The sequence below is a fragment of the Xanthomonas sp. NCPPB 1132 genome (genome assembly GCF_056629235.1).
In genome coordinates this window covers 804,679-828,448 of sequence record NZ_CM152819.1, presented here as the reverse complement: position 1 = coordinate 828,448, position 23,770 = coordinate 804,679, and the positions used below count along the sequence as shown (strand labels likewise).

Here is a 23,770-nt window from a genome sequence, read left to right as displayed (position 1 = left end):
CGGCGCTCGATCGGACTGGTGGCGACGCGCCGTCGCCGTCGCGCAGGCGCGTCGCCATCGGCGAGCGCGCCTGGGCAACGCCGGATTCAGCCCACCCACACCCGCGCGTTGCGGAACATACGCAGCCACGGCGATGCGTCCGGCCACTCGGCCGGATGCCAGCTGAGGTTGAGCGAGCGTAGGGTGCGTTCCGGATGCGGCATCAGGATCGTCACCCGGCCGTCGTCGCTGGTCAGGCCGGTGATGCCGTCGGGCGAGCCGTTCGGGTTCAGCGGGTACTGCGTGGCGACGGCGCCATGGCCGTCGACGAAGCGCAGCGCCACCCGCGCGGCGGCCTGGTCCACGGCGGTGTCGAACTCGGCGCGGCCTTCGCCGTGCGCCACCGCCACCGGAATCCGCGAGCCGGCCATGCCGCGCAGGAAGATCGACGGCGACTCCACCACCTCCAGCAGGCTGGTGCGCGCCTCGAACTGCTCGCTGCGGTTGCGCAGGAAGCGCGGCCAGTGCTCGGCACCGGGAATGATGTCCTTGAGCTGGCTGAGCATCTGGCAGCCGTTGCACACGCCCAGGGCGAAGGTATCCGGACGCGCGAAGAACGCGGCGAAGGCATCGCGCAGCGCCGGCCGCTCCAGGATCGAGGTGGCCCAGCCGCGGCCGGCACCGAGCACGTCGCCGTAGCTGAAGCCGCCGCAGGCAGCCAGGCCCACGAAGTCGGCCAGGTCGACCCGGCCGGCGATGAGGTCGCTCATGTGCACGTCGAAGGCGCGGAACCCGGCGCGCTCGAACGCATTGGCCATCTCGATCTGGCCGTTGACGCCCTGCTCGCGCAGGATCGCCACCTTCGGCCGCTGGCCGCTGGCGACGAACGGCGCAGCGATGTCCTCGGCCGGGTCGAAGGCCAGCTTCGGCTTCAGCCCGGGCGCGGCAAAATCGCACGCCAGCGCGCGCTCCTCGGCGGCGCTGTCGGGGTTGTCGCGCAGCGTCTGCATGGCGTGGGTGACCGACCACCAGGCATCGAACAGCTCGTCCCAACGCCATTCGGCCAGGGTCTTGCCGCCCAGGGCCACGCGCACCGCCGCGGCGGTGCTGGGGCGGGCGATGCGCTGCGCGCACTCGGTCAGCGCATGGCGCTCGACCAGATCGGCGAACGCGGCGCGGTCTTCCTTGGCGACCTGCACCACCGCACCCAGTTCCTCGTTGAACAGGCTGCGGAACGGATCGTCGCCCCAGGCATCGAGGGTGATGTCCAGGCCCTGCCGCGAGGCGAACGCCATCTCGCACAGCGCGGCGAACGCGCCGCCATCGCTGCGGTCGTGATACGCCAGCAGCATGCCGGCCTCGCGCGCATCGCGGATCAGCTCGAAGAACGCACGCAGCCGCTGCGGATCGTCCAAATCCGGCACCGCGCCGCCGAACGCCGGCAGCGCACCGTCGCCATGCACCTGCGCCAGCACCGAACCGCCCAGGCGCTGCTTGCCGCCGCCCAGCCCGATCAGCCACAACTCGCTCTCGGCCTCGCGCGCCAGCAACGGCGTCAACTGCGCCCGCGCATCGGCGACGGGCGCGAAGGCGGAGACGATGAGGGAGACGGGCGAGACGCTTTTGTGCGTGGCGCTCGCGCCGGGAGTGGGGAGTGGGAATTCGGGATTCGCAGAAGCGCTCTCCCCAATCCCCAATCCCGAATCCCGAATCCCGGCCACACCCCACTGCGCCTGCATCGACAGCGAGTCCTTGCCCACCGGGATGCTCAGGTCCAGCTGCGGGCACAGTTCCATGCCCACCGCCTTGACCGCGGCGTACAGGCGCGCGTCCTCGCCGTCGTGGTTGGCCGCGGCCATCCAGTTCGCCGACAGCTTGACCTGGTCCAGCGCCTGCACCGGCGCCGCGCACAGGTTGGTGATCGCTTCGCCCACCGCCATGCGCGCGGCCGCGGCGGCGTCGAGCAGGGCCAGCGGGGTGCGCTCGCCGATCGCCATCGCTTCGCCGGCGTGGGTGTCGAAGCCGGCCAGGGTGATCGCGCAATCGGCCAGCGGCAGTTGCCAGGGACCGATCATCTGCTCGCGCGCGGTCAGGCCGCCGACGCTGCGGTCGCCGATGGTGACCAGGAAGCTCTTCGCCGCCACGGTCGGATGGGCCAGCACGCGCAGCCCGGCCTCGCGCAGGTCCAGCGCGTCGGTGTCCAGCTCCGGCCAGCGCGGCGCCGGCGGCTGCCGGGTGTCGCGGTGCATCTTCGGCGGCTTGCCGAAGAGCACGTCCATGGGCAGATCGATCGGATGCTGGGACTGGGGAGTGGGGAATGGGGAATGGGCAACAGCGGAGTCGGCCGGCTTTTCACCATTCCCGATTCCCGATTCTCCATTCCCACCGCCGAGGACACCGTAGCCCACAACGAGCCGCTCCTCGGCGGTCGCCACGCCCACCGCGGCAAACGGGCAGCGCTCGCGTTCGCAGATCGCGGCGAATTCGGCCAGGCGCGCCTGCGGCACGCCAAGCACGTAGCGCTCCTGCGATTCGTTGCACCACAGTTGCATCGGCGACAGCGAGGGGTCGTCGCTGGGCACGCGGTCCAGGTCGATGAGGCCGCCCACGCTGGAATCGTGCAGCAGTTCGGGAATGGCGTTGGACAGGCCGCCGGCGCCGACGTCGTGGAACCAGCGGATCGGGTTGTCCGCGCCCAGCGCCACGCAGCGGTCGATGACCTCCTGCACGCGCCGCTCCATCTCCGGGTTGTCGCGCTGCACGCTGGCGAAATCCAGGTCCTCGGCGCTGTCGCCGGAAGCCACCGAACTGGCCGCGCCGCCGCCCAGGCCGATCAGCATCGCCGGGCCGCCGAGCACGATCACCGCATCACCGGGCTGCAGCGGGATCTTCTCCACCTGCACGCGGTCGATCGCGCCCAGGCCGCCGGCCAGCATGATCGGCTTGTCGTAGGCGCGGGTCAGGTCCTGCGTCTCCGGCAGCTCGAAGCTGCGGAAATAGCCGAGCAGGTTCGGCCGGCCGAATTCGTTGTTGAACGCGGCGCCGCCGAGCGGGCCGTCCAGCATGATTTCCAGCGCCGGCGCCATGCGCGGGTTGAGCGGACGCGCGCCCTCCCACGGCTGCGGCAGGCTGGGGATGCGCAGGTGCGAGACGCTGAAGCCGGTCAGGCCAGCCTTGGGCTTGCCGCCGCGGCCGGTGGCGCCCTCGTCGCGGATCTCGCCGCCGGCACCGGTGGACGCGCCCGGGAACGGCGCGATCGCGGTCGGGTGGTTGTGGGTCTCGACCTTGATGCAGAACGCCGACGGCGTCACCGCCTCGCTGCGGTACTCGCCGCTGGCCGGATCCGGGCGATAGCGCGCGGCCGGATGGCCTTCCACCACCGCCGCGTTGTCGCTGTACGCGCTGAGCGTGTGCTGCGGGGTCTGCTGGTGGGTGTGCTTGATCATCCGGAACAGCGAGCGGTCCTGCTCCTTGCCGTCGATGGTCCAGCTGGCGTTGAAGATCTTGTGCCGGCAGTGCTCGGAATTGGCCTGCGCGAACATCATCAGTTCCACGTCGGCCGGATCGCGGCCGAGCTCGCCGAAGCGCTGGCGCAGGTAGTCGATCTCGTCCTGGGCCAGGGCCAGGCCCAGACGCGCGTTGGCCGCTTCCAACTGGTCCAGCGGGATGCGCTCGACCTCGCCGCGCGCCGGCGCCTGGAACAGCGCCTGCGCCTGCGCGGCATCGTCCAGCAGCGACTGCGTCATCGGATCGTGCAGCAGCTTGGCCAGCGCGGCCTGGTCGGCCGCTGCCTGCGGCCAGCCGGCCAGGTCCAGGCGGGTACCGCGCTCGACCCGGCGGATCGCCAAGCCGGCACCGCGGACCAGTTCGGTGGCCTTGCTCGACCACGGCGAGCGCGTGCCCAGCCGCGGCACCACGTAGCGCGAGCAGCTACCCGCGTCGACCGGCGCCGGTGCGTCCTGGGCCTGCAGGATGCGCCGCGCCGCGACCAGGTCGAGCGACCCGGCGTTCTCGCCGTCGATGAAGTAGACGTGCCAGGCACCAGCGATGCGCACGCCGGGAACGAGGGACTGCAGGCGGGTTTCGAGCCGAGCGCGACGGAACGGCGAAAGGGCGGAAGCGCCCTCGAGGACGATCATGTCCGGGGAACCGTGTGAGGAAACGGGCTGGCTATTGTAGCGGAGAGCTGGGAATGGGGATTCGGGAATGGGGAATCGGCACAGCCGGCCGCCGAGCGGGGTCGGCGCACGCGGACGCGCTAGCGGTGGTTGGGCGCCAGCGGGCGCGACGCTCCAGCGGCAAAACACGGGGCGGCAACAGCGGTGGCGCAGAGGCCGCACCGCCGACCAAGGGGGAGATACGGGGGGTCAAGGGTCAGCGGTCGTGGCCGCGGGAACGAGCGACGTCGCGCCCATTCCCGATTCCCGTTTCCCCATTCCCGGCCGCTCAGCGGCTTCCGCCAGCCTTGGTCGCTTCCGCCGCGCGCTTGTCCAGCGCTTCGCGCATCTTGGCCGGGGGCAGGTAGCCGCCGATCTGGGTGCCGTCCGGGGCGAAGATCGCTGGGGTGCCGTTCACGCCCAGGCGCTGGCCCAGGTTGTACTGCATGGTCACCGGGTTCTTGCAGTTGGCCGCGCTCGGCACCTTGCCGCTGGCCTTGGCGTCGGTCAGCGCCTTCTTCTTGTCGGCCGCGCACCACACCGCGACCATGTCCTTGTAGTCCTGGCTGCCCAGGCCCATGCGCGGGTACGCCAGGTACTCCACGGCGATGCCCTGCTTGTTGAGCTCGCCGATCTCGCTGTGCAGCTTGCGGCAGTAGCCGCATTCGATGTCGGTGAACACGCTGATGGTGTACTTGGGATTGGCCGGGGCGAACACGATGCGATCGGCACGCGGCGCCGATTCCAGCAGCTTGCGGCGGTAGCTCAGCAGGCCCTCGCTGGAGGCGAACTGCTTTTCCTGGATGTCGAACGGCTGCGCCTGGAACAGGTAGCGGCCGTCGTCGGAGACGTACAGCACCTGGCCGCCCACCACCACTTCGCGGAAACCGGGGAACGGCGCGGCGCCGATGTAGTCGGGCTTGAAATTGGGATCAAGCTGCAGCAGCGCCGACCGCACGCGCTGCTCGCCCGGTGCGCCGCTGACGGCGGGTGCGGCCTTGGACGACGCGGCGGCGCCGGCCGGCGGCGTGGTGGACTGTGCGCAGGCGGAGAGCGAAGCCGCGCCCAGCAGCGCGCAAAGAGCAAAACGGAGCATTGGCGATCCATGAGGGCTGCGAATGGCCGGATTGTCGCACACCCCCCAGCACGGTCCATGTAGACAGGCTGAGCGGCGTCGCGCAACGCGGCCACCTTCATGAACGCTCCAAATCACCCGCAGGAGCGGCGTCGGCCGCGACGGCATTCCCCGAAAACACCATCGCGGCTGAAGCCGCTCCTGGACGATCGCGCGCAGCCCACGTGGCGGATTGCAGGGACCTTCAACCGCGCGGATGATGCTTGCGGTGCAGGCTCTGCAGGTGTTCGCGCGCGACCAGGGTGTAGATCTGGGTGGTGGACAGCGAACTGTGGCCGAGCAGCATCTGCAGCGCGCGCAGGTCCGCGCCGCGGTTGAGCAGATGCGTGGCGAAGCTGTGGCGCAGGCCGTGCGGGCTGATCCGCGCCGGGTCGATCCCGGCCACCGCCGCATAGCGCTTCACCAACACCCAGAACTGCTGGCGGGTCAGCGGGCGGCGCGCGGCGTCGATGAACAGCGGCACCACGCCATCGCTGGCCGGCACCGCCTGCCCAGCCGCCAGGGCCGGCCGCGCGCTGTCCAGGTAGCGCTGCAGCCAGTGCTGCGATTCCTCGCCCAGCGGCACCAGCCGCTCCTTGCTGCCCTTGCCGGTGACCCGCAACACGCCCTGGCGCAGATTCACCGCGTTGGCCGGCAGGTTCACCAGTTCGCTGACGCGCAGCCCGGCGGCGTACATCAGCTCGAGCATGGCGCGGTCACGCAGGCCGGCCGGCGCGGTCGCGTCCGGCGCCGCCAGCAGCGCATCGATCTGGCTCTCGGCCAGCGCCTTGGGCAGCGAACGCGGCAGCCGAGGCGGCTCCAGCAGCGCAGTCGGATCGTCGCCGCGCTCGCCGCGGCGCACGCGAAGGGCGAAGAACGCGCGCAACGACGACAGCCAGCGCGCATTGCTGCGCGGCGAGTAGCCCAGTTCGGTGCGCCAGGCCAGGTAGTCGAACAGCGCCTGCCGATCGGCCCCGGCCAGGCCACCGCCCGCACCGTCGCGCCAGCGCGCGAATCCCTCCAGGTCGCGGCGATAGCTGTCCAGGCTCTGCCGCGCCAATCCCTGCTCGGCCCAGGCCGCATCCAGAAACTGCTGGATCGCCAGCGCATCGGCCTCGCGCAGCGGCGCGAGCCGTTGCGTCTGCTGGCGGCGTTCGGCGGGAGAATGCAGGGAGGGCATTGGGGGGATTGGGGATTGGGGATTGGGGATTGGGGGGATTGGGGGGATTGGGGGGATTGGGGGGATTGGGGGGATTGGGGAATCGGGAATCGGGAATCGGGAATCGGGAATCGGGAATCGGGAAAGCCTAGCGGCTTCGCCGGGGGGCGCAAGGTCGATGTGGGCGGGACGCGCGCAGGGCTGCGCATGCGCGAGCCGCACGACACGCGGTCCACCGCAAAGCGCGCGACTGGCTCTAAGCTGTGCCGATGAGCGCCTCGCCTCCCGATCCCGCCCCCCGCCCGCGCGCGCTGCTGCTGTGGCGGCTGCTGGCGCTGTTCTACGACGCCTGGCCGGTGCTGGCGCTGTGGTTCGTGGTCTCGGCGCTGTTCACCCTCGGCTACACGCTGGAAGGCCATGCGCCGCGTGAGAACATCGCTCCGTTCAGCGCCCTGCAGTGGCTGCTGTGGGTGTGCTGCTGGGTGGTGGCCGGCCTGTACGCGACGCTGAGCTGGCGCCGCGGCGGCCAGACCCTGGGCATGCGTCCGTGGCGCCTGCGCCTGCACGGTGCCGATGGCACCACGCCGCGCTGGGGTGCGCTGTGGCGGCGTTATCTGGTCGGTACCGTGTCGTTATTGCTGGGTGGGTTGGGGTTCTGGTGGGCACTTGTCGATCGCGAACGGTTGACGTGGCATGACAGGGCCAGCGGTACCCGCCTGAGCCGCCAGCCCAAAGCCAGGCCCTGACCGCAGCACATGGGCGCGCGGCGGCGCGCCAACCACTCCTGCCACGTAGAGAGCACTGCGGCGCGGCATGACAGGGCCAGCGGTACCCGCCTGAGCCGCCAACCCAAGACCAAGCCCTGACCGCAGCACATGGGCGCGCGGCGGCGCGCCAACCACTCCTGCCACGTCGGGAGCACTGCGGCGCGGCACGACCGCGCCAGCGGTACCCGTCTGAGCCGCCAACTCAAGACCAAGCCCTGACCGCAGCACATGCGCGCGCGGCGGCGCGCCAACCACTCCTGCCACGTCGGGAGCACTGCGGCGCGGCATGACAGGGCCAGCGGTACCCGCTTGAGCCGCCAGCCCAAGGCCAAGCCCTGACCGCAGCACATGGGCGCGCGGCGGCGCGCCAACCGTTCCTGCCCCATCGGGAGCACTGCGGCGCGGCACGATTGCGCCAGCGCACCTTTCTGACCCGATTGCCAAAACCAAAGCCATCGGGAACCTATTGCGGGAAAACGGGAGCAGCATGGCTAATGAGCTTGCCCGTATTTTTTCTGCACCCTTGCTGACGTGCGGTTGCAAGAACTGCATCGACGACGCGACCGCTGTTCTCTTTGGCTTTTTGCTTGGAGCCGCCGGCTGATCCAGAGTATAAGCGTGCACCCATACCGCTGAGCCCAAGCATCATGATCGAGTATCGCTGGACGGCAATCGTTACATTGCTTGCATTGCTGGTCTATTTTTTCATGGGCCTCCAGGTAGGGCGCGCGCGTAGCAAGTCAGGCATCGACCCACCTGTCATGACAGGTGACCCCATGCTCGAACGCGCCATTCGGATTCATTCCAACACACTGGAATGGCTTCCCATATTTCTGACAAGCCTTTGGCTGTTCGCGATTTACTGGAACCAGACGATCGCGACCATCATCGGAGCGATCTGGATCGCCGCAAGGATTTCTTACTCTATCGGCTACATGGCCGATCCAGCCAAGCGCATCCCGGGATTCATTACCCAGGCGTTAGCGTCGGGTGTTTTGCTACTGGGCTCGCTTGGCAAGATAGTTTTTGATCTGGCCACCGGCAGTTGATTGGCTTCCTCGACGTTCCGATGAGTCGCCTTCCCGATCAACCGTCCCATACGAGACAGCCCCGGCTGTCTCCCTAGCCGTTGCTGCAGCCCTGCCCGGAAATGGCTATCGGCGGGCAGATTGCGCCCGTCCGGCGGCGGCCGAAGATCGCTGCCGCATAGAACAGGCAAGCCACCTGCCAGTGGCGCTTGGACGACGCACCGCCTAGCTGCTGCGTTTGCGGAACAGCAACCAGGACACGGCCAGCATCACCAGCGGCGGCAAGGCGTAGGCGATGCGATAGTCAAACTTCAGGGCGCCGGCCATGCGTCCGAAGAACAACTGCAGCAGCCAGAACACAAGGGCGAACAGGATGCCCAGGAACAGGCGCTTGCCCATGCCGCCGCTGCGCAGCGCGCCGAACGCGAACGGGATCGCGGCGAAGCACAGCGCCAGCACGTTCAGCGGGTAGAACCAGCGGCTCCAGTACTGGTCCTCGTAGTCGCGCGCGTCCAGGCCGTTGCGGCGGCGGTATTCGATGCTGGTGTGCAGGTCGCGCGCCGACAGGTTGCGCGGTTTGGCCAGGCCCGATGCCAGCGCCGCCGCATCCAGTTGCGATTGCCACGGCAGGCTATCGAACTTCTCGCGCTGCACCGAGCGCTCGGCGAAGGTGTCGCGGTAGGCCTGCTTGAGGGTCCAGCCGCTGTGCCGGTGCTCGGCGATGGCGGCGTGGGTCAGCGAGGCCAGCCGACCGCTGTCGTCCAACGTGTACAGACGCACGTCGCGCAGCTCCAGCCAGGTGCCGCCGCCGTCCTCCAGGTGCTCTTCGCCGGCCTGCGCATTGAGGAAGGTGTTGCCCTCGCGCGCCCACAGCCCGGAGTAGCGGGCCATGCTCATGTCGCCGTTGTACTTGGCGTTGGCCTTGATCGCGTCGGCCTGGTTCTGCGCCCACGGCGCCAGGGTCTCGCCGTTGACCACCATGACCACGGTCAGCACCGCCATGGTCGAGGCTGCGGCCAGGCTCAGCCGGCGCCGCGACAGGCCCAGCGCGCGCAGCGCGGTCAGCTCGGAGGTGGCGGCGAGCTGGCCCAGGCCCATCAGCACGCCGATCACCGCGCCGGTCGGAAACAGGGTGTAGGCGCGGCGCGGCACCGTGTAGGCCACGAACGCGGCGGCATGGCCCAGGCTGTAGCTGCCGGTGCCGATCGTCTTGAACTCGTTGGACAGGGCCATGATCACGTCCAGGCCCAGCAGCACCGCCCAGGTCAGCAGCACCGTGCCGAGCACGGCGCGGCCCACGTACACATCATGCAGGTTCGGACGCAGCCTCATGCCGGCTGCCTCCGCGGCCGCGACAGCCGGCCATCGCGCAGGTACATCCACACCGACAGCGCCAGCAGCGGCAGCGTCAGCCACCACAGGCCGAGCGCGCGCGGCAGCTTCTCGGTGCTCAGCCACTGGGTGCCGAGGAACATCAGGTTGGTGCCGACCAGGTAGGCCAGGAACGCCAGCATGATCCGGCCGTAGCGCTGCTGCCGCGGCGAACTGCGCGACAGCGGCAGGGTCAATAGGGCGAAGGCCAGCGCCAGCAGCGGCGGCGCCAGGCGCGCATGCAACTGCGCATTGGCCTGCGGGCGCGGATCGCCGATCAGCTTGGCGGTGGGCAGCAGTTCCGGATCGTCGTCCTTGCGCGCGGCGTTGCGGTCGGGCAGCGCCACGTCGTTGCTGACGAAACGCATCATCCGGTAGTCCAGCCCGTCGCCGGCCAGCGGGCCCTCGACCCGGTAGCCGTCCTCCAGGCGCAGGTAGCGGTCGGCCTTGCCCTCGAAGAACATGGCGCCGCGCTGCGCGGTGACCACGTCGAGGCGACCGTCCTTCTGCCGCTGCATGAACACCTTGCTGAGCTTGGTGCCGTCCCCGGACAGGGTGCTGATGTAGACGATGCCGCCATCGGACAGCGGGGTGAAGCGCCCCGCCTCCAACCCGGCCATGAGCAGGCTGTGGTTGGCCTCGTCGATCAGCCGGTCGGAGGTGCGGTCGGCCCAGGGGCCCAGCCATAGCGAGCACATCCCGACCAGGGTCACCACCGGGATCACCAACATCCGGATCGGCCGCAGTAGGCGCCGCGGGCCCACGCCGATGGCGGTGATCACCGCCATTTCCGAGTCGCGGTACAGCCGCGCCAGCGCCAGCAGCAGGCCCAGCATCAGCGCCAGCGGCAGGATCAGCGGCAGGTACACCACGAACTGCAGGCCCAGCTGGGAAAACAACAACTTGGCCGGGATGCGGCCATCAGCGATGTTGCCCAGAATATCCACCAGCACACCACCGACGCTGACCACCAGCAGCACGATCAGGGTGGCCGAGAAGCTCTGGACGAAATCGCGCAGCAGGTATCGATCGAGCTTCGGCATGGGGGTGGGTTGATTTAAACTCTCGGATTCGTTCGCGGCGGACCCAGCCTATCCGACTGGGGGTAAAGAGTCCGCGATTGTACGGATTTGCCAACGGAATCTGATCAATGGCCCTGGAATTCACCCTGAACCACGACGCCCCGGCCACCGCGGCGTTCGATTGCATCGTCGTCGGCGTGTTCGCCGACAAGCGCCTGTCCCCGGCCGCCCAGGCCCTGGACGCGGCCAGCGGCGGACGCCTGACCGCCCTGGCCGAGCGCGGCGACGTCAGCGGCAAGACCGGCGCCACCGCCCTGCTCCACGACCTGCCGGGCGTGAGCGCGCCGCGGGTGCTGGCCGTGGGCCTGGGCGACGCCGCCAAGTTCGGCGTGCCGCAATACCTGAAGGCGGTCGGCGACGCCGCGCGCGCGCTCAAGAGCGGGCCGGTGGCCAGCGCCTTGCTGACCCTGAGCGAACTGGAGGTCAAGGGCCGCGACCGCGCCTGGGCGATCCGCCAGGCGGTGATCGCCAGCGACCACGCCTGCTACCGCTACACCGCCACCCTCGGCAAGAAGAAGCCCGACGACAGCGGCCTCGCCCGGCTGGCCGTGCACGGCGACGACGCCACCGCGCTGGCCCAGGGCCAGGCGATCGCCGCCGGCGTGAAATTCGCTCGCGAACTGGGCAACCTGCCGCCGAACCTGTGCACCCCGGCCTACCTGGCCGAGACCGCCGCCGCCTTCGCCCAGGGCGTGGACAGCGCCGAGGCCGAGATCCTCGACGAGACGCAGATGCAGGAACTGGGCATGGGCTCGCTGCTGGCGGTGGCGCGCGGCTCGGCCAACCGCCCGCGGCTGCTGGTGCTGAAGTGGCACGGTGGCGGCGACGCCCAGCCCTACGTGCTGGTCGGCAAGGGCATCACCTTCGACACCGGCGGCGTCAACCTGAAGACCCAGGGCGGCATCGAGGAGATGAAGTACGACATGTGCGGTGGCGCCAACGTCATCGGCACCTTCGTCGCCGCCGCGACTGCGCGCCTGCCGCTGAACCTGGTGGTGGTGGTGCCGGCGGTGGAGAACGCGATCGACGGCAACGCCTACCGCCCGTCGGACGTGATCACCAGCATGTCCGGCAAGACCATCGAGGTCGGCAACACCGACGCCGAGGGCCGCCTGATCCTGTGCGATGCACTGACCTACGCCGAACGCTTCAAGCCGGCGGCGCTGATCGACGTGGCCACCCTCACCGGCGCCTGCATGGTCGCCCTCGGCCACCAGACCGCCGGCCTGATGAGCAAGCACGACGACCTGGCCGCCGAACTGCTGGCCGCCGGCGAGCACGTGTTCGACCGCGCCTGGCGCCTGCCGCTGTGGGACGAGTACCAGGGCCTGCTGGATTCCAGCTTCGCCGACGTCTACAACATCGGCGGCCGCTGGGCCGGCGCGATCACCGCCGGCTGCTTCCTGTCGCGCTTCACCGAAGGCCAGCGCTGGGCGCACCTGGACATCGCCGGCGTGGCCAGCGACGAAGGCAAGCGCGGCATGGCCACCGGCCGCCCGGTGGGCTTGCTGTCGCAGTGGTTGCTTGACCGCGTTGCGGCCGGGAATTGAGAACCGGGAATCGGGAATCGTGAAAAGCGCCTTGTCTGACCCAACCGGAGGCGGCGCACGCGCCGCCACCCGCTGTTCCCATTCCCTATTCCCCATTCCCCACTCCCAGCCCTGATGCGCGCCGACTTCTACCTGATCGCCAAGCCGCGGTTCCTCAACGAACCGCTGCGGCTGGTGTGCGAGCTGGCGCGCAAGGCCAACGACGCCAACCTGTGGACGCTGGTGCTGGCGCGCGACATGGCCCAGGCCGAGGAGCTGGACGAGTTGCTGTGGGCGTTCGATGCCGACGCCTACATCCCGCATCAGATCGCCGACGCCGATGCCGACGAGGAAGAGGCGCAGGTGCTGATCGTCCCGCCCGGCGTCGACGCGCCGCAGCGGCCGCTGGTGATCAACCTGCGCGACGCGCCCTACCTGGGCGCCTGCGACCGCGTCCTGGAAGTCGTGCCGGCCGACCCGTCCGCGCGCGACCCGCTGCGCGAGCGCTGGAAGCAGTACAAGGCCCAGGGCTACGCGGTCAACAAGCACGATATGTGATGAGGCGGAGAATCGGGAATGGAGAATCGGGAATCGTTTCTCCAAGCGCCGCATTGAGGCGGCCCCTGCTCTGCGCTCCATCGATTCCCCATTCCCGATTCCCGATTCCCAGCCCATGACCACCCTCGCCTCCAGCTACGATCCCACCTCCTTCGAATCGCGCCTGTACGCGCAATGGGAAGCGTCCGGTTACTTCGTGCCGTCCGGGAAAGGCACGCCGTACACCGTGCTGCTGCCGCCGCCGAACGTGACCGGCACGCTGCACATGGGCCACGCCTTCCAGCAGACGCTGATGGATGCGCTGGTGCGCTACCACCGCATGCGCGGCTTCGACACGCTGTGGCAGGTCGGCAGCGACCACGCCGGCATCGCCACCGAGATGGTGGTGTCGCGCAACCTGACCCTGGAGGGCAAGGGCGAGACCCGCGATTCGCTGGGCCGCGACGGCTTCATCGCCAAGGTCTGGGAGTGGAAGCAGCATTCCGGCGACACCATCGAGCGGCAGATGCGCCGCCTCGGCACCTCGGCCGACTGGTCGCGCAGCACCTTCACCATGGATCCGCAGCCGTCGGCGGCGGTGATCGAGGCCTTCGTGCGCTGGCACGAACAGGGCCTGATCTACCGCGGCCAGCGCCTGGTCAACTGGGATCCGGTGCTGAAGACCGCGATCTCCGACCTGGAAGTGGAGAACGTCGAGGAAGACGGCTTCCTGTGGTCGATCGCCTACAAACTGGACGACGGCGCCAGCTACGAACACGTCGAGCACGACGCCGACGGCAACGAGACCCTGCGCGAGACCCGCGACTATCTGGTGGTCGCCACCACCCGCCCGGAGACCCTGCTCGGCGATACCGCGGTGATGGTGCACCCGGAGGATGCGCGCTACGCGCACCTGATCGGCAAGACCGTGACGCTGCCGCTGACCGGCCGCCGCGTGCCGGTGATCGGCGACGACTACGTCGACCGCGCGTTCGGCACCGGCGTGGTCAAGGTGACCCCGGCGCACGACTTCAACGATTACCAGGTCGGCGTGCGGCATGGGTTGCCGATGATCAACATCTTCACGCCTGACGCAAAGATCAGTGCCAAACCGATCGCGTCGCGCATGGCGGACTTCTATTCGATGGGTCAAGGCCCTGTCGATTCGAGCGGCGGCTATACACAGCTCTTCGGTGAAGAGGCCAACTATCGGCATTTTCCGAACCCCAATGAGATCTCGCCTCCTGCAAGATTTCATGGCCTGGACCGCTTCGATGCACGCAAGGCGGTGCTGGCCGACCTCGAAGACCTCGGCATCCTGGTCGAGACCAAACCGCACAAGCTGCAGGTGCCGCGCGGCGATCGCACCGGCCAGGTGATCGAGCCGTATCTCACCGACCAGTGGTTCGTGAAGATGGACGCGCTGGCCAAGCGTGGCCTGGAGCTGGTCGAGTCCGGGCAGATCCAGTTCGTGCCGCCGAACTGGATCAATACCTACCGGCACTGGATGGAGAACATCCAGGACTGGTGCATCAGCCGCCAGCTGTGGTGGGGTCATCGCATTCCGGCCTGGTTCGACGATGCCGGCAACTGCTATGTCGGCCGCGACGAGGCCGACGCGCGCGCCAGGGCCGGCCTCGGCTCCGACGTCGCCCTGCACCAGGACAGCGACGTGTTGGAAACCTGGTTCTCCTCGCAGCTGTGGCCGTTCTCGACCATGGGCTGGCCAGAGCCGCAGGCGATGGCCGAGCGCGGCTTCGACCGCTACCTGCCGTCGAGCGTGCTGGTCACCGGCTTCGACATCATCTTCTTCTGGGTGGCGCGCATGATCATGGCCACCGACAGCTTCACCGGAAAGGTGCCGTTCCGCGACGTCTACATCACCGGCCTGATCCGCGACGCGCAAGGCCAGAAGATGTCCAAGTCCAAGGGCAACGTGCTCGATCCGCTGGACATCATCGACGGCATCGACATCGAGGCCCTGGTCGCCAAGCGCACCACCGGGCTGATGAAGCCGCAGGATGCCCCCAAGATCGAGAAGGCCACCCGCAAGGAATTCCCGAACGGCATCGCCGCCCATGGCGCCGACGCGCTGCGCTTCACCATCGCGGCCCTGGCAAGCCACGGTCGCGACATCAAGTTCGACCTGGGCCGCGCCGAGGGCTACAAAAATTTCTGCAACAAGCTGTGGAATGCCAGCCGGTTTGTGCTCATGAACACGCGCCAGGAAGATGTGGACGCGGCGACCATCACGAACGCGTCGCCACGCGCCCAGGTGGCGAACCACGCGGACACCGCTTCGAATGCCGGTCCAGCCTCGCTTGCACCGGTCACCGATGCCGAGAAGTGGATCCTGCTGCGCCTGCAGGCGGTGACCGCCGAGGCGCAGGCGCAGTTCGCCGCGTACCGCTTCGACCTGCTGGCGCAGTGCCTGTACGAATTCGCCTGGAACGAGTTCTGCGACTGGTTCCTGGAACTGGCCAAGCCGGCGCTGAGCGGCGACGACGCGGCCGCCGCCGGCAGCACCCGCCACACCCTGCTGCACGTGCTGGAAACCCTGCTGCGCCTGCTGCACCCGCTGACCCCTTTCCTTACCGAGGAGCTGTGGCAGCAGGTGGCGCCGCGCCTGGGCATCGCCGCGCCGACCATCTCGCTGCAGCCATACCCGGAGGCCGCGGCGATGGACGTGACCGCCTACGCCGGCGCAGCGGCCGACGTCGAATGGCTGAAGGCGATGGTGTCGGCGCTGCGCCGCGTGCGCAGCGAACTGCAGGTGGCGCCGTCGCGGCAGGTGCCGCTGCTGCTGCAGGGTGGCCAGGCGCAGGATCGCGCGCGAATCGAACGTTTCGCCGCGCAGCTGCGCTTCCTGCTCAAGCTGGAGTCCATCCAGTGGCTGGACGACGGCGCGCCGTCGCCGGCCGCGGCCACCGCGATCGTCGGCGAACTGACGCTGCTGGTGCCGCTGGAAGGCCTGGTCGACCTGGATGCCGAACGCCTGCGCCTGGACAAGGAGATCGCCCGCGTCGCCGCGGAGAAGGACAAGAGCGAGGCCAAGCTGGGCAAGTTCACCGACAAGGTGCCGCCCGCGGTGATCGAGCAGGAACGCCAGCGCCTGGCCGACTGGAGTGCGCAACTCGACGGCCTGCGCGCGCAGCGCGCCAAGCTGTAACGCAACACAGGTTGTAGGAGCGGCTTCAGCCGCGACCTCTGTCCCTAACGGGTCGCGGCTGAAGCCGCTTGTGTCAAATAAGGGTCTATCGTTGCAGGTGAGAGCGGAGTGCGGCAGGCCGTTTAGCCGCAGTGCCAGCAAGCACGAGTAGGAGTCAGCGCCGCCGCACTCCGGTTCTCCTGCCTGATAAGCCCGAACAGTTGCCCGAGTGACGAGCTCGAACTCCACAAGCATGGGCATCGGCAGGAGCGCTCTCGTCCATAAGTCTACTGCGGAGAACGTCTATGCGACGCCATGTCGGGATCGATGTATCCAAGGCCGAACTGGTCATTCATGTCCTGCCGGACGAGCAGACCTGGACCCAACCCAATACGCCACAGGGGCAGCGTGCGCTGGCCCAGCGCCTGGCCGAGCTGGGCTGCGAGCGGATCGTGCTGGAAGCCAGTGGCGGCTACGAACATGCCGTGCTGCAAGTGTTGCGGCAGGCCGACCTGCCCGTGGTGCGGATGCCCGCCGATCGTCCGCGCAAGCTCGCCCAGGCCTTGGGCCTGCATGCCAAGACCGATGCCCTGGACGCGCGCCTGCTGGCCATCGCCGCCCAGCACATCCCGACCATGCCCACGCCCGTGGCGCCCGAGCACCAGCAGTCTCTTCGCGAACTGCTGGACCTGCGTGCCACCCTGGTGGACCAGCGTGATGCCCATCGGCGGCGCCTGGAGCACATCACCAGCGCCAAGGTGCAACACCGCTGCCGAGAGGTGATCGCCCTGCTGAACCAGCAGATCCAGACGTTGACGCAGGAGATCGAGCAGCAGGGCAAGACCTGCTCGAGCCTACCCAAGGTGACTGGGCTCGGGACGATCCTGCGCGCGGTTCTGGCCGCGCGGCTGCCAGAGCTGGGCACGCTGCCGCCACGCAAGCTCGCTGCCCTGGTCGGGCTGGCCCCGTTCAATCACGACAGCGGTTGCTGGAAAGGCCAGCGCCGCATCAAAGGCGGACGTGCCGACGTGCGGCGCGTGCTGTACATGGCCACCTGGGCCAGCATCCGCGCCAAATCCCCCTTGGCCAACACCTACGCACGTCTGCGCGCAGCGGGCAAGCCGGCCAAGGTCGCCATCGTCGCCTGCATGCACAAGTTCCTGCGCTGGCTTAACGCCATCGCGCGCGATCAGGCCCCGTACGCTCCTCCTGTCATCGCAGGTGCATGACAGTTGACTCCTACAACACAAGCACCGGCGACGCGGCGCCATGCCACGTCCGGGCATTGGCAGCGATGCGGACGGCCTTGGACCATCCCAACGTCATCTCGGCTTGGCAGCGCGACTGACGCCCCATCACTACACCACCACACCGCCGCCCGGCCCTCCAGGCGGCGGCGCGGCGATCCCTCAGAGCTTGCCGGCGCCAGCCTTGGCCTTGACGTCGGCCGCCACCTTGTTCGCCGGCAGCAGCGAATAGGTGTACGGCGGTGTCCAGCCGATGCTGTTGTTCCACGAGCAGGTCAGCGCCTTGCCGTTGAGCAGCGAGCCGAAATCGCGGTAGACGCTGCCGCCGTAGTCGGCCGCGATCTTGTCGCAGCTGCTCACGCCGCTGATGTCGAAGACGTTGTTCTCGGAGAAGATCTTCGACTCCTTGCCGACGCCGTGCGCGTAGGAGAACGGATACACCGCGTTGCTGGTGCTACCCACGTGGTAGTTGTTGTACAGGTGCACCTGGCCGAAGCGCACCCGCGGCGCGCGCGCGGAGATGTTCTCGAACAGGGTGTTGTGGATGGTCACCTTGAGCTTGCCGCTGTCGGTGCTGGAGGCGCTGTCGCTGGAGCCGATCAGGTTGTTCTTCTCGTGCGACTTGAACGCCGAGTAGGACACGGTGACGTAGTTGGCGCCCTTCTTGATGTCCAGCGCGCCGTCGTGGTGCTGCTTGGGCCGGCCGTTGGCGGTGCCGTTCTGGTCGTCGGTGCGGCGGCCGTCGGTGAAGGTCACATGGTCCACCCACACGTTGCTGGCGCCCTCGATGGTCATGCCGTCGTATTCGGAATTCCAGTTGCCGGCGCTGCCGTCGTCCGGATCCCACACCGGTTGCGGATCCCACGGATTCTCGATGGTGATGTTGCGCACGATCACGTCGTTGGCCTTGACGTAGAAATAGCCCTCGCGGATCTCGGCGTTGCTGCCGACACCGATCAGCGTGGTCTTGGTCGGAACGTCCAGGCGCGCGCGGCTCTTCATGTCGGCGGTGGTGCTGTACGGCGTGCCCTCGCTGATGTCGATGATGCCGTTGACCTTGATGATGCGGCCATTACTGCCGGCGCTGGCCTTCAGCGCGGCCTTCAGCTGCGCCGCCGTGCTGACGCTGTAGATGTCGGCCGCGGCGGCCTTGGATCCGCCCTTGGTGCCGCCGTTCTGCGTGGCCCAGCCGGTGGTGGCGACCTCCAGGCTGGCGTCGGCATGGGCGGCGCCGGCGATACCGGCCAGGCACAGGGCCAGGCCGAACGTGCGCAGCGGCGAGCGCGGCGATGAAGCGATGCGGGACTGCGTGGTCATCCTGGAAACCTCGTGAGCATGCGTGGTTTGGACGCAGGCGCGCGCGCTCCGCCACGGCGGAATGCACGGCGACGCCTGCGCGGTCGCTGTCCCCTCGGACAACTGCGGGTCATGCCTTCGTGGGAGGCAGGCGCCGAAGAGGGGCGCACTGTAGGCAGCGCGCGGCGGCTGTAAAGCGCCGCTGTAGACACCCACGATCCAGCAGCAGGATGTGTGAGATGCGTCGCACAAATCGGTCGCGCGCGGCAACGCGCCGTGGCGCCCACGCTGCGGGACAACAACGCTGTCCCACCGACAGCAGGGCGACATTGCAAAGCAGCCTGCAACCGCGCCAGGACTGCGCAAAAAGGCGCGTGACGGACGCGAGCCAGACGGGCGTGATCGCTACCGGACAGCGCACTTGTCGCGGGAACGCTGCCGGCGCGGCGGCGGAGCCCACTTCGGCAGACATGTGCCGCACCGGGTGCGCAGTTCGGCATCCCCGCAGCGGCAAGGCAAACGCGGCACGCAAGCAGGCCGCGGCGCGCGGCAATACGGCGGCGCGCGAACGCGCCTCAGGACATGCCGTCGAAGAACAGTTCGATCGCCATCACCAGCGCGTCCTCGCGGCCGTTCGCGGCCGGGTAGTAGCGCGGGCGCCGGCCGATCTCGTTGAAGCCTTCGCTGTGGTACAGGGCGATCGCATTGGGATTGGACGGCCGCACTTCCAGGAACACCCGGCGCGCGCCGAGATCGACGCCGTACTTGATCAGCGCGCGCAGCAGCAGCCGGCCGTAGCCGCGCGATTGCCGCTCCGGCGCCACGCAGACGTTGAGGATATGGGCCTCGTCGGCGGCAACGCTGATCACCCCGTAGCCGACGATCGTGCCCTCCTCCACCAGCACCCAGCCCGGGTAGCCGGCCTGCAGGCAGTCGCGGAAGATGCCGCGGGTCCAGGGGAACGGATAGGCGCGGCGCTCGATCTCCATCACCGCGTCCAGGTCGGCCTCGCGCAGGGCGCGCAGCGTGGCCGGCGGCGCCGACGCCGAGCCGAGCGCGCTCATCGCGGCGCCCGCTTGCGCAGCGCGCGCAGCTGCGGCCACAGCGCGCGCTTGGCCGCGGCATTGCCGCGCAGTTCGTCCAGCGGCCAGGTCGCCATCAGCGCCTGCGTGGCCGGATCGTTGGGATTGAGGCCGGAAGCGCGCAGCAAGGCGATCTGCAGGCGGTCGGGCAGGCGCAGGCCGACCCGGCGCGCCCCGGCCGCAGGCGCCGCACGCGGCGCGTCCGGCTGCACCGCCGGTGCCGGAGGCGCGGATGCCCGCCGCCGCTCCGGTGCGTCGCCGGCCGGCATGTCGGCGGCATGGCCGCCACGCGGCGGCGCCGATGCCGATGGCGCGCGCTGCACCGGCGGCGCCGGCTCGGTCGCCGGCGACGGGACGGGCTCGGGCTCGACCACGGCCGCGGCATCCACGTACACGGTGTGGCCGAGCGCCTGCAGCCAGCCGACCTGCTCAGCCGACCACAACGGCGCATGCATGGACGCCTGCTCGCTCATGCCGCGTCCGGCACCTTGCGCCAGCGCCGCCACAGCCACAGGCACGGCCCTGACAGCGCGTACAGCACGCCGATCGCCAGCAGCGCCCGCGCCAGGTCGATGACCAGCACCGCCAGCACGATCGGCGCCAGCACCAGCATCAGGAACGGCACCCGGTCGGTGCGCGGGCCCTTCTCGCCACTGCCCTTGAAGCTCCAGAAGCGGATGCGGCTGACCATCAGCAGCGCCGCGGTCACGGTCAGGCCCAGCGCCACGTAGCGCAGTTGTTCGCCGTCCCAGCCCAGCGAGCCGTCGGCGAAGGACCACACGAAGGCCATCATCAGCCCGGCCGCGGCCGGACTGGCCAGGCCCACGAACCAGCGCTTGTCGACCGTGCCGACCTGGGTGTTGAAGCGGGCCAGGCGCAGCGCGGCGCAGGCCGCGTACAGGAACGCCGCCGACCAGCCGACCCGGCCGAGCATGCCGCCGTCGAACTTCAGCGCCGACAGCGACCAGTGGTACATCACCAGCGCCGGCGCCATGCCGAAGCTGACCAGGTCGGCCAGCGAGTCGTACTGCACGCCGAATTCGCTGCTGGTGCCGGTCAGCCGCGCCACCCGCCCGTCCAGCCCGTCCATCACCGCGGCCACGAACACCGCCACGCTGGCGTGCACGAACTGGCCGTTGGCGGCGGCGATGATGGCGTAGAAACCGGAGAACAGGCCGGCGGTGGTGAACAGGTTCGGCAGCAGGTAGATGGTGCGCGAACGGGGGGGCGGTCGGGATGGGTCCATCCCGCCAGTCTAATCGACTTGCCAGGCCCGTCGGCGGGTGCTGCAATCGGCGCTCCCGCCGCGCCCTGGAGACCGAGATGCGCGCCCTGCCCCGGTTTTGCTGCCTGTGCCTGCTCGCCGTCAGCGGCATGCTCGGCGCCACCACCCTGTACCAATGGAAGGACGCCCAGGGCGTCACCCACTATGCCGAGACCCCGCCGACCGGCGGCAAGTACCAGGTGCGCAAGGTCGACACCCGCGGCGACGCCCCGGCCGAGACGCCCGCGGCGGCCCCGGCCGAGAACGGCCAGTGCCTGACCGCGCGCAAGAACCTGGACATCCTCAACAAGCCCGGCAAGATCACCACCGACAGCGATGGCGACGGCAAGCCGGACGGGGAGCTGGACGAATCCCAGCGCGCCTCGCAGAAGGCCCTGGCCGAGGCCGCGATCAAGGCCTACTGCAGCCCGGCGGCCGCGCCCGCCAAGTAAGCCGGCCGCGCCCCGAACGCGCGCGGCCAGCCGCGGGCGATGCCCGCAGCGCCGGCAATGACTGGCAAAATGGGCGACCCGCCGTCTGCGAAGCCCCTCGATGCGCCTTTCCCAGTTCCACCTGCACACCACCAAGGAAACCCCGGCCGACGCCGAATTGGTCAGCCACCAGCTGATGCTGCGCGCGGGCATGATCCGCAAGCTCGCCTCCGGCCTGTACACCTGGTCGCCGCTGGGCCTGCGCGTGCTGCGCAAGGTGGAAGCGGTGGTGCGCGAGGAAATGAACCGCGCCGGCGCGGTGGAAGTGCTGTTCCCGACCATCCAGCCGCGCGAACTGTGGGACGCCACCGGGCGCTGGAGCAAGTTCGGCGGGCTGATGCTGCGCATGCAGGACCGCAAGGAACAGGACTACTGCTACAGCCCGACCGCCGAAGAGGCCGCCGCCGATTTCGCGCGGCAGGAGCTGAGCAGCTACAAGCAGTTGCCGGTCAACTTCTACCAGATCCAGACCAAGTTCCGCGACGAGATCCGTCCGCGCTTCGGGGTGATGCGCGCGCGCGAATTCCTGATGAAGGACGCCTACTCGTTCCACATCAGCGACGAGGACCTGGCGCGCGAATACGAGAACATGAAGGCGGCCTACACCCGCATCTTCACCCGCCTGGGCCTGGAGTTCCGTGCGGTGCAGGCCGATTCCGGCGACATCGGCGGCGACGCCTCGCAGGAGTTCCACGTGCTGGCCGCCTCCGGCGAGGATTCGCTGGCGTTCTCCACCGGTTCGGACTACGCGGCCAACGTCGAGGCCGCGATCGCCGCGGCCCCGGCCCCGCGCGCCGCAGCGAGCGAGGAACTGCGCAAGGTCGCCACGCCCACCCAGAAGACCTGCGAGGCGGTGGCCGAGCTGCTCGGCATCCCGCTGCAGCGCACGGTCAAGTCGGTGGCGGTGATGGCCGGCGAGACCTTCGTGCTGGCGCTGGTGCGCGGCGACCACACGGTCAACGAGATCAAGCTGGGCAAGGTCGCCGGCCTGGCCGGCTATCGCATGGCCAACGAGGCCGAGATCCTTGCGCATCTGGGCAGCGAGCCGGGCTTCCTGGGTCCGCTGGGTCCGCGCCAGCCGATCCGCGTGGTCGCCGACCGCGACGTGGCGGCGCTGGCCGACTTCGTGGTCGGTGCCAACGAACGCGGCTTCCACCTGGCCGGGGTCAACTGGGGCCGCGACCTGCCGGAACCGGACGCCGTCGCCGACCTGCGCAACGTGGTCGAGGGCGAGCGCGCCCACGACGGCGGCGAGATCCGCCTGGCCCGCGGCATCGAGGTCGGCCATGTATTCCAGCTCGGCCGCCAGTATGCGCAGGCGCTGGACGCCACCGTGGTGGACGAGAACGGCAAGACGGTGACGCTGGCGATGGGCTGCTACGGCATCGGCATTTCCCGCATCGTCGCCGCGGCGATCGAGCAGAACCACGACGATGCCGGCATCCGCTGGCCGCAGCCGATGGCGCCGTGGACGGTGGCGGTGTGCGTGATCAATCCCAAGCGCGATGCGGCGGTGGACGCCGCCGGCGAGGCGCTGCTGGCGGAGCTGCAGCAGGCCGGGCTGGATGCGGTGCTGGACGACCGCGGCCTGCGCCCCGGCGCGATGTTCGCCGATATCGAACTGATCGGCGTTCCGCACCGGGTGGTGGTCTCGGAGCGGGGATTGGCCGCCGGCACCTTCGAATATCGCGCGCGCAGCGGCGGCGATGCCGAGCATCTGGATCGAAGCGCCTTGCTGGCACGCCTGCAGGCGTGACGAAAGGGCCGGGAGGATATCCCGGCCCTTTTTCTTTACGCCGCCGTCACGCCATATGGGCGAAACCGGAGCGGCACGTTCGCAATTGAATACGCCGGACATGGATCCATAAGGACATATTCCAGCGGCATTGCGACTGGAAATACTCGCAGCGAATAAGCCGGATATTTGTCAATCCGATAAAGCATCATTATGATCCTGCGCTGGCCAGGGAATGGCGGAAGCCACCACCCATTTTCCGGAGTAAAGATGACCATCGATCTCAGTGGCCTGTCGGCCAAGCAGTTGGGCGCCCTCATCAAGACCGCCAAGAAGCAGCAGTCCATCGTCGCCAAGCGCACCCCCATCGCCAAGGTCCGCACCCAGCTGGCACGCCTGGCCAAGAGCCACGGCTACAGCATCGAGGAAGTCTTCGGCGGCGCTCCCGCCGCGCGCGGCCGCAAGGCCGGCAAGCCGGGTCCGAAGCCGGGCCGCAAACTGGGCAAGGTTCCGCCGAAATACCGCAATCCCGCCAATGCCGCCGAAACCTGGACCGGCCGCGGCAAGCAGCCGCGCTGGCTGGCCGACCTGGTCGCCAAGGGCAAGAAGGTCGAGGATTTCCTGATCGCCGGCGGCGCTGCCAAATCCGCCGCCCCGGCCAAGAAAACCGCCAAGAAGGCCACCAAGCGCGTCGCCAAGAAGGCCAGCAAGAGCGCCGCACCGAAGGCCTGATGCGCCGCGACGACCGTAACGAAAAACGCCGGCACAACATGCCGGCGTTTTT

General features: G+C 69.0%; 18 protein-coding genes. 9 read left to right on the top strand and 9 right to left on the bottom strand.

Annotation, left to right across the window (positions count from 1 at the left end; translation table 11 throughout):
• Positions 1 to 86: 86 nt before the first annotated feature.
• The 3 genes from purL to xerD form a co-directional block, all read right to left on the bottom strand.
• Positions 87 to 4,118, bottom strand: a complete 4,032-nt coding sequence (gene purL / locus AC1G9L_RS03670) for a phosphoribosylformylglycinamidine synthase (protein WP_481070290.1) — start codon at positions 4,116 to 4,118, stop codon at positions 87 to 89.
• A 307-nt stretch (positions 4,119 to 4,425) separates the two neighbouring features.
• Entirely contained in the window at positions 4,426 to 5,232 is an 807-nt protein-coding gene (locus AC1G9L_RS03665) for a thioredoxin fold domain-containing protein (protein ID WP_019801147.1), read from the bottom strand.
• 223 nt (positions 5,233 to 5,455) lie between these two features.
• On the bottom strand, positions 5,456 to 6,430 hold the full coding sequence (gene xerD, locus AC1G9L_RS03660) for a site-specific tyrosine recombinase XerD (protein WP_041500492.1): 975 nt from the start codon (positions 6,428 to 6,430) through the stop codon (positions 5,456 to 5,458).
• Between the two features lie 248 nt (positions 6,431 to 6,678).
• On the opposite strand from xerD, the gene AC1G9L_RS03655 reads away from it, so the two are divergent.
• Together AC1G9L_RS03655 and AC1G9L_RS03650 are read left to right on the top strand one after the other, a co-directional pair.
• Complete coding sequence (locus AC1G9L_RS03655; RefSeq protein WP_019801979.1) at positions 6,679 to 7,155, top strand: RDD family protein; 477 nt, start codon at positions 6,679 to 6,681, stop codon at positions 7,153 to 7,155.
• Positions 7,156 to 7,823: 668 nt separating this feature from the next.
• A complete protein-coding gene (locus AC1G9L_RS03650) occupies positions 7,824 to 8,225 on the top strand; it encodes an MAPEG family protein (protein WP_481070289.1) in 402 nt (133 codons plus the stop codon).
• Between the two features lie 204 nt (positions 8,226 to 8,429).
• On the opposite strand, the gene lptG is transcribed toward AC1G9L_RS03650, so the two are convergent.
• Positions 8,430 to 9,536 (bottom strand): LPS export ABC transporter permease LptG, encoded by a 1,107-nt coding sequence (lptG, locus tag AC1G9L_RS03645; RefSeq protein ID WP_019801017.1) that lies wholly within the window; start codon positions 9,534 to 9,536, stop codon positions 8,430 to 8,432.
• On the bottom strand, positions 9,533 to 10,618 hold the full coding sequence (gene lptF, locus AC1G9L_RS03640; protein ID WP_019801018.1) for an LPS export ABC transporter permease LptF: 1,086 nt from the start codon (positions 10,616 to 10,618) through the stop codon (positions 9,533 to 9,535). The genes lptG and lptF overlap by 4 nt, the downstream gene beginning before the upstream one ends.
• Positions 10,619 to 10,725: 107 nt before the next feature.
• Between lptF and AC1G9L_RS03635 the strand changes: the two genes are divergently transcribed.
• From AC1G9L_RS03635 to AC1G9L_RS03620, 4 genes are all read left to right on the top strand, one after another.
• Positions 10,726 to 12,207 carry a leucyl aminopeptidase gene (locus tag AC1G9L_RS03635; RefSeq protein ID WP_481070288.1) on the top strand — a complete coding sequence of 494 codons (1,482 nt, stop codon included), beginning with the start codon at positions 10,726 to 10,728 and terminating at the stop codon, positions 12,205 to 12,207.
• 111 nt (positions 12,208 to 12,318) lie between these two features.
• The gene (locus AC1G9L_RS03630; RefSeq protein ID WP_029562175.1) at positions 12,319 to 12,744 is read left to right on the top strand and encodes a DNA polymerase III subunit chi; all 426 of its coding nucleotides are present in this window, start codon (positions 12,319 to 12,321) and stop codon (positions 12,742 to 12,744) included.
• 115 nt (positions 12,745 to 12,859) lie between these two features.
• Positions 12,860 to 15,892 carry a valine--tRNA ligase gene (locus AC1G9L_RS03625; RefSeq protein WP_019800171.1) on the top strand — a complete coding sequence of 1,011 codons (3,033 nt, stop codon included), beginning with the start codon at positions 12,860 to 12,862 and terminating at the stop codon, positions 15,890 to 15,892.
• A 284-nt stretch (positions 15,893 to 16,176) separates the two neighbouring features.
• Entirely contained in the window at positions 16,177 to 17,100 is a 924-nt protein-coding gene (locus AC1G9L_RS03620) for an IS110 family RNA-guided transposase (protein ID WP_481070287.1), read from the top strand.
• A gap of 180 nt (positions 17,101 to 17,280) precedes the next feature.
• On the opposite strand, the gene AC1G9L_RS03615 is transcribed toward AC1G9L_RS03620, so the two are convergent.
• The 4 genes from AC1G9L_RS03615 to pssA all read right to left on the bottom strand — a co-directional run bounded on the left by AC1G9L_RS03615 (position 17,281) and on the right by pssA (position 20,742).
• A complete protein-coding gene (locus AC1G9L_RS03615) occupies positions 17,281 to 18,435 on the bottom strand; it encodes a pectate lyase family protein (protein WP_019799866.1) in 1,155 nt (384 codons plus the stop codon).
• Positions 18,436 to 18,989: 554 nt separating this feature from the next.
• Complete coding sequence (gene rimI / locus AC1G9L_RS03610; protein WP_010343574.1) at positions 18,990 to 19,478, bottom strand: ribosomal protein S18-alanine N-acetyltransferase; 489 nt, start codon at positions 19,476 to 19,478, stop codon at positions 18,990 to 18,992.
• Positions 19,475 to 19,951, bottom strand: a complete 477-nt coding sequence (locus AC1G9L_RS03605) for an alanine acetyltransferase (RefSeq protein ID WP_481071000.1) — start codon at positions 19,949 to 19,951, stop codon at positions 19,475 to 19,477. The genes rimI and AC1G9L_RS03605 overlap by 4 nt, the downstream gene beginning before the upstream one ends.
• Before the next feature lie 14 nt (positions 19,952 to 19,965).
• Complete coding sequence (gene pssA, locus AC1G9L_RS03600) at positions 19,966 to 20,742, bottom strand: CDP-diacylglycerol--serine O-phosphatidyltransferase (RefSeq protein WP_010340188.1); 777 nt, start codon at positions 20,740 to 20,742, stop codon at positions 19,966 to 19,968.
• 77 nt (positions 20,743 to 20,819) lie between these two features.
• Between pssA and AC1G9L_RS03595 the strand changes: the two genes are divergently transcribed.
• The 3 genes from AC1G9L_RS03595 to AC1G9L_RS03585 all read left to right on the top strand — a co-directional run bounded on the left by AC1G9L_RS03595 (position 20,820) and on the right by AC1G9L_RS03585 (position 23,718).
• Positions 20,820 to 21,212, top strand: a complete 393-nt coding sequence (locus tag AC1G9L_RS03595) for a DUF4124 domain-containing protein (protein ID WP_019801725.1) — start codon at positions 20,820 to 20,822, stop codon at positions 21,210 to 21,212.
• A 100-nt stretch (positions 21,213 to 21,312) separates the two neighbouring features.
• Positions 21,313 to 23,007, top strand: coding sequence for a proline--tRNA ligase (locus AC1G9L_RS03590; RefSeq protein WP_019799488.1), 1,695 nt, complete (start codon positions 21,313 to 21,315; stop codon positions 23,005 to 23,007).
• Positions 23,008 to 23,256: 249 nt separating this feature from the next.
• Positions 23,257 to 23,718 (top strand): H-NS histone family protein, encoded by a 462-nt coding sequence (locus AC1G9L_RS03585; RefSeq protein WP_010340192.1) that lies wholly within the window; start codon positions 23,257 to 23,259, stop codon positions 23,716 to 23,718.
• Positions 23,719 to 23,770 lie beyond the last annotated feature (52 nt).

Bases quoted from the DNA above. Each gene is read 5' to 3' on its own strand.
- purL (WP_481070290.1), bottom strand. From the start codon at position 4,118: ATGATCGTCCTCGAGGGCGCTTCCGCCCTTTCGCCGTTCCGTCGCGCT.
- AC1G9L_RS03665 (WP_019801147.1), bottom strand. From the start codon at position 5,232: ATGCTCCGTTTTGCTCTTTGCGCGCTGCTGGGCGCGGCTTCGCTCTCC.
- xerD (WP_041500492.1), bottom strand. From the start codon at position 6,430: ATGCCCTCCCTGCATTCTCCCGCCGAACGCCGCCAGCAGACGCAACGG.
- AC1G9L_RS03655 (WP_019801979.1), top strand. From the start codon at position 6,679: ATGAGCGCCTCGCCTCCCGATCCCGCCCCCCGCCCGCGCGCGCTGCTG.
- AC1G9L_RS03650 (WP_481070289.1), top strand. From the start codon at position 7,824: ATGATCGAGTATCGCTGGACGGCAATCGTTACATTGCTTGCATTGCTG.
- lptG (WP_019801017.1), bottom strand. From the start codon at position 9,536: ATGAGGCTGCGTCCGAACCTGCATGATGTGTACGTGGGCCGCGCCGTG.
- lptF (WP_019801018.1), bottom strand. From the start codon at position 10,618: ATGCCGAAGCTCGATCGATACCTGCTGCGCGATTTCGTCCAGAGCTTC.
- AC1G9L_RS03635 (WP_481070288.1), top strand. From the start codon at position 10,726: ATGGCCCTGGAATTCACCCTGAACCACGACGCCCCGGCCACCGCGGCG.
- AC1G9L_RS03625 (WP_019800171.1), top strand. From the start codon at position 12,860: ATGACCACCCTCGCCTCCAGCTACGATCCCACCTCCTTCGAATCGCGC.
- AC1G9L_RS03620 (WP_481070287.1), top strand. From the start codon at position 16,177: ATGCGACGCCATGTCGGGATCGATGTATCCAAGGCCGAACTGGTCATT.
- AC1G9L_RS03615 (WP_019799866.1), bottom strand. From the start codon at position 18,435: ATGACCACGCAGTCCCGCATCGCTTCATCGCCGCGCTCGCCGCTGCGC.
- rimI (WP_010343574.1), bottom strand. From the start codon at position 19,478: ATGAGCGCGCTCGGCTCGGCGTCGGCGCCGCCGGCCACGCTGCGCGCC.
- AC1G9L_RS03605 (WP_481071000.1), bottom strand. From the start codon at position 19,951: ATGCATGCGCCGTTGTGGTCGGCTGAGCAGGTCGGCTGGCTGCAGGCG.
- pssA (WP_010340188.1), bottom strand. From the start codon at position 20,742: ATGGACCCATCCCGACCGCCCCCCCGTTCGCGCACCATCTACCTGCTG.
- AC1G9L_RS03595 (WP_019801725.1), top strand. From the start codon at position 20,820: ATGCGCGCCCTGCCCCGGTTTTGCTGCCTGTGCCTGCTCGCCGTCAGC.
- AC1G9L_RS03590 (WP_019799488.1), top strand. From the start codon at position 21,313: ATGCGCCTTTCCCAGTTCCACCTGCACACCACCAAGGAAACCCCGGCC.
- AC1G9L_RS03585 (WP_010340192.1), top strand. From the start codon at position 23,257: ATGACCATCGATCTCAGTGGCCTGTCGGCCAAGCAGTTGGGCGCCCTC.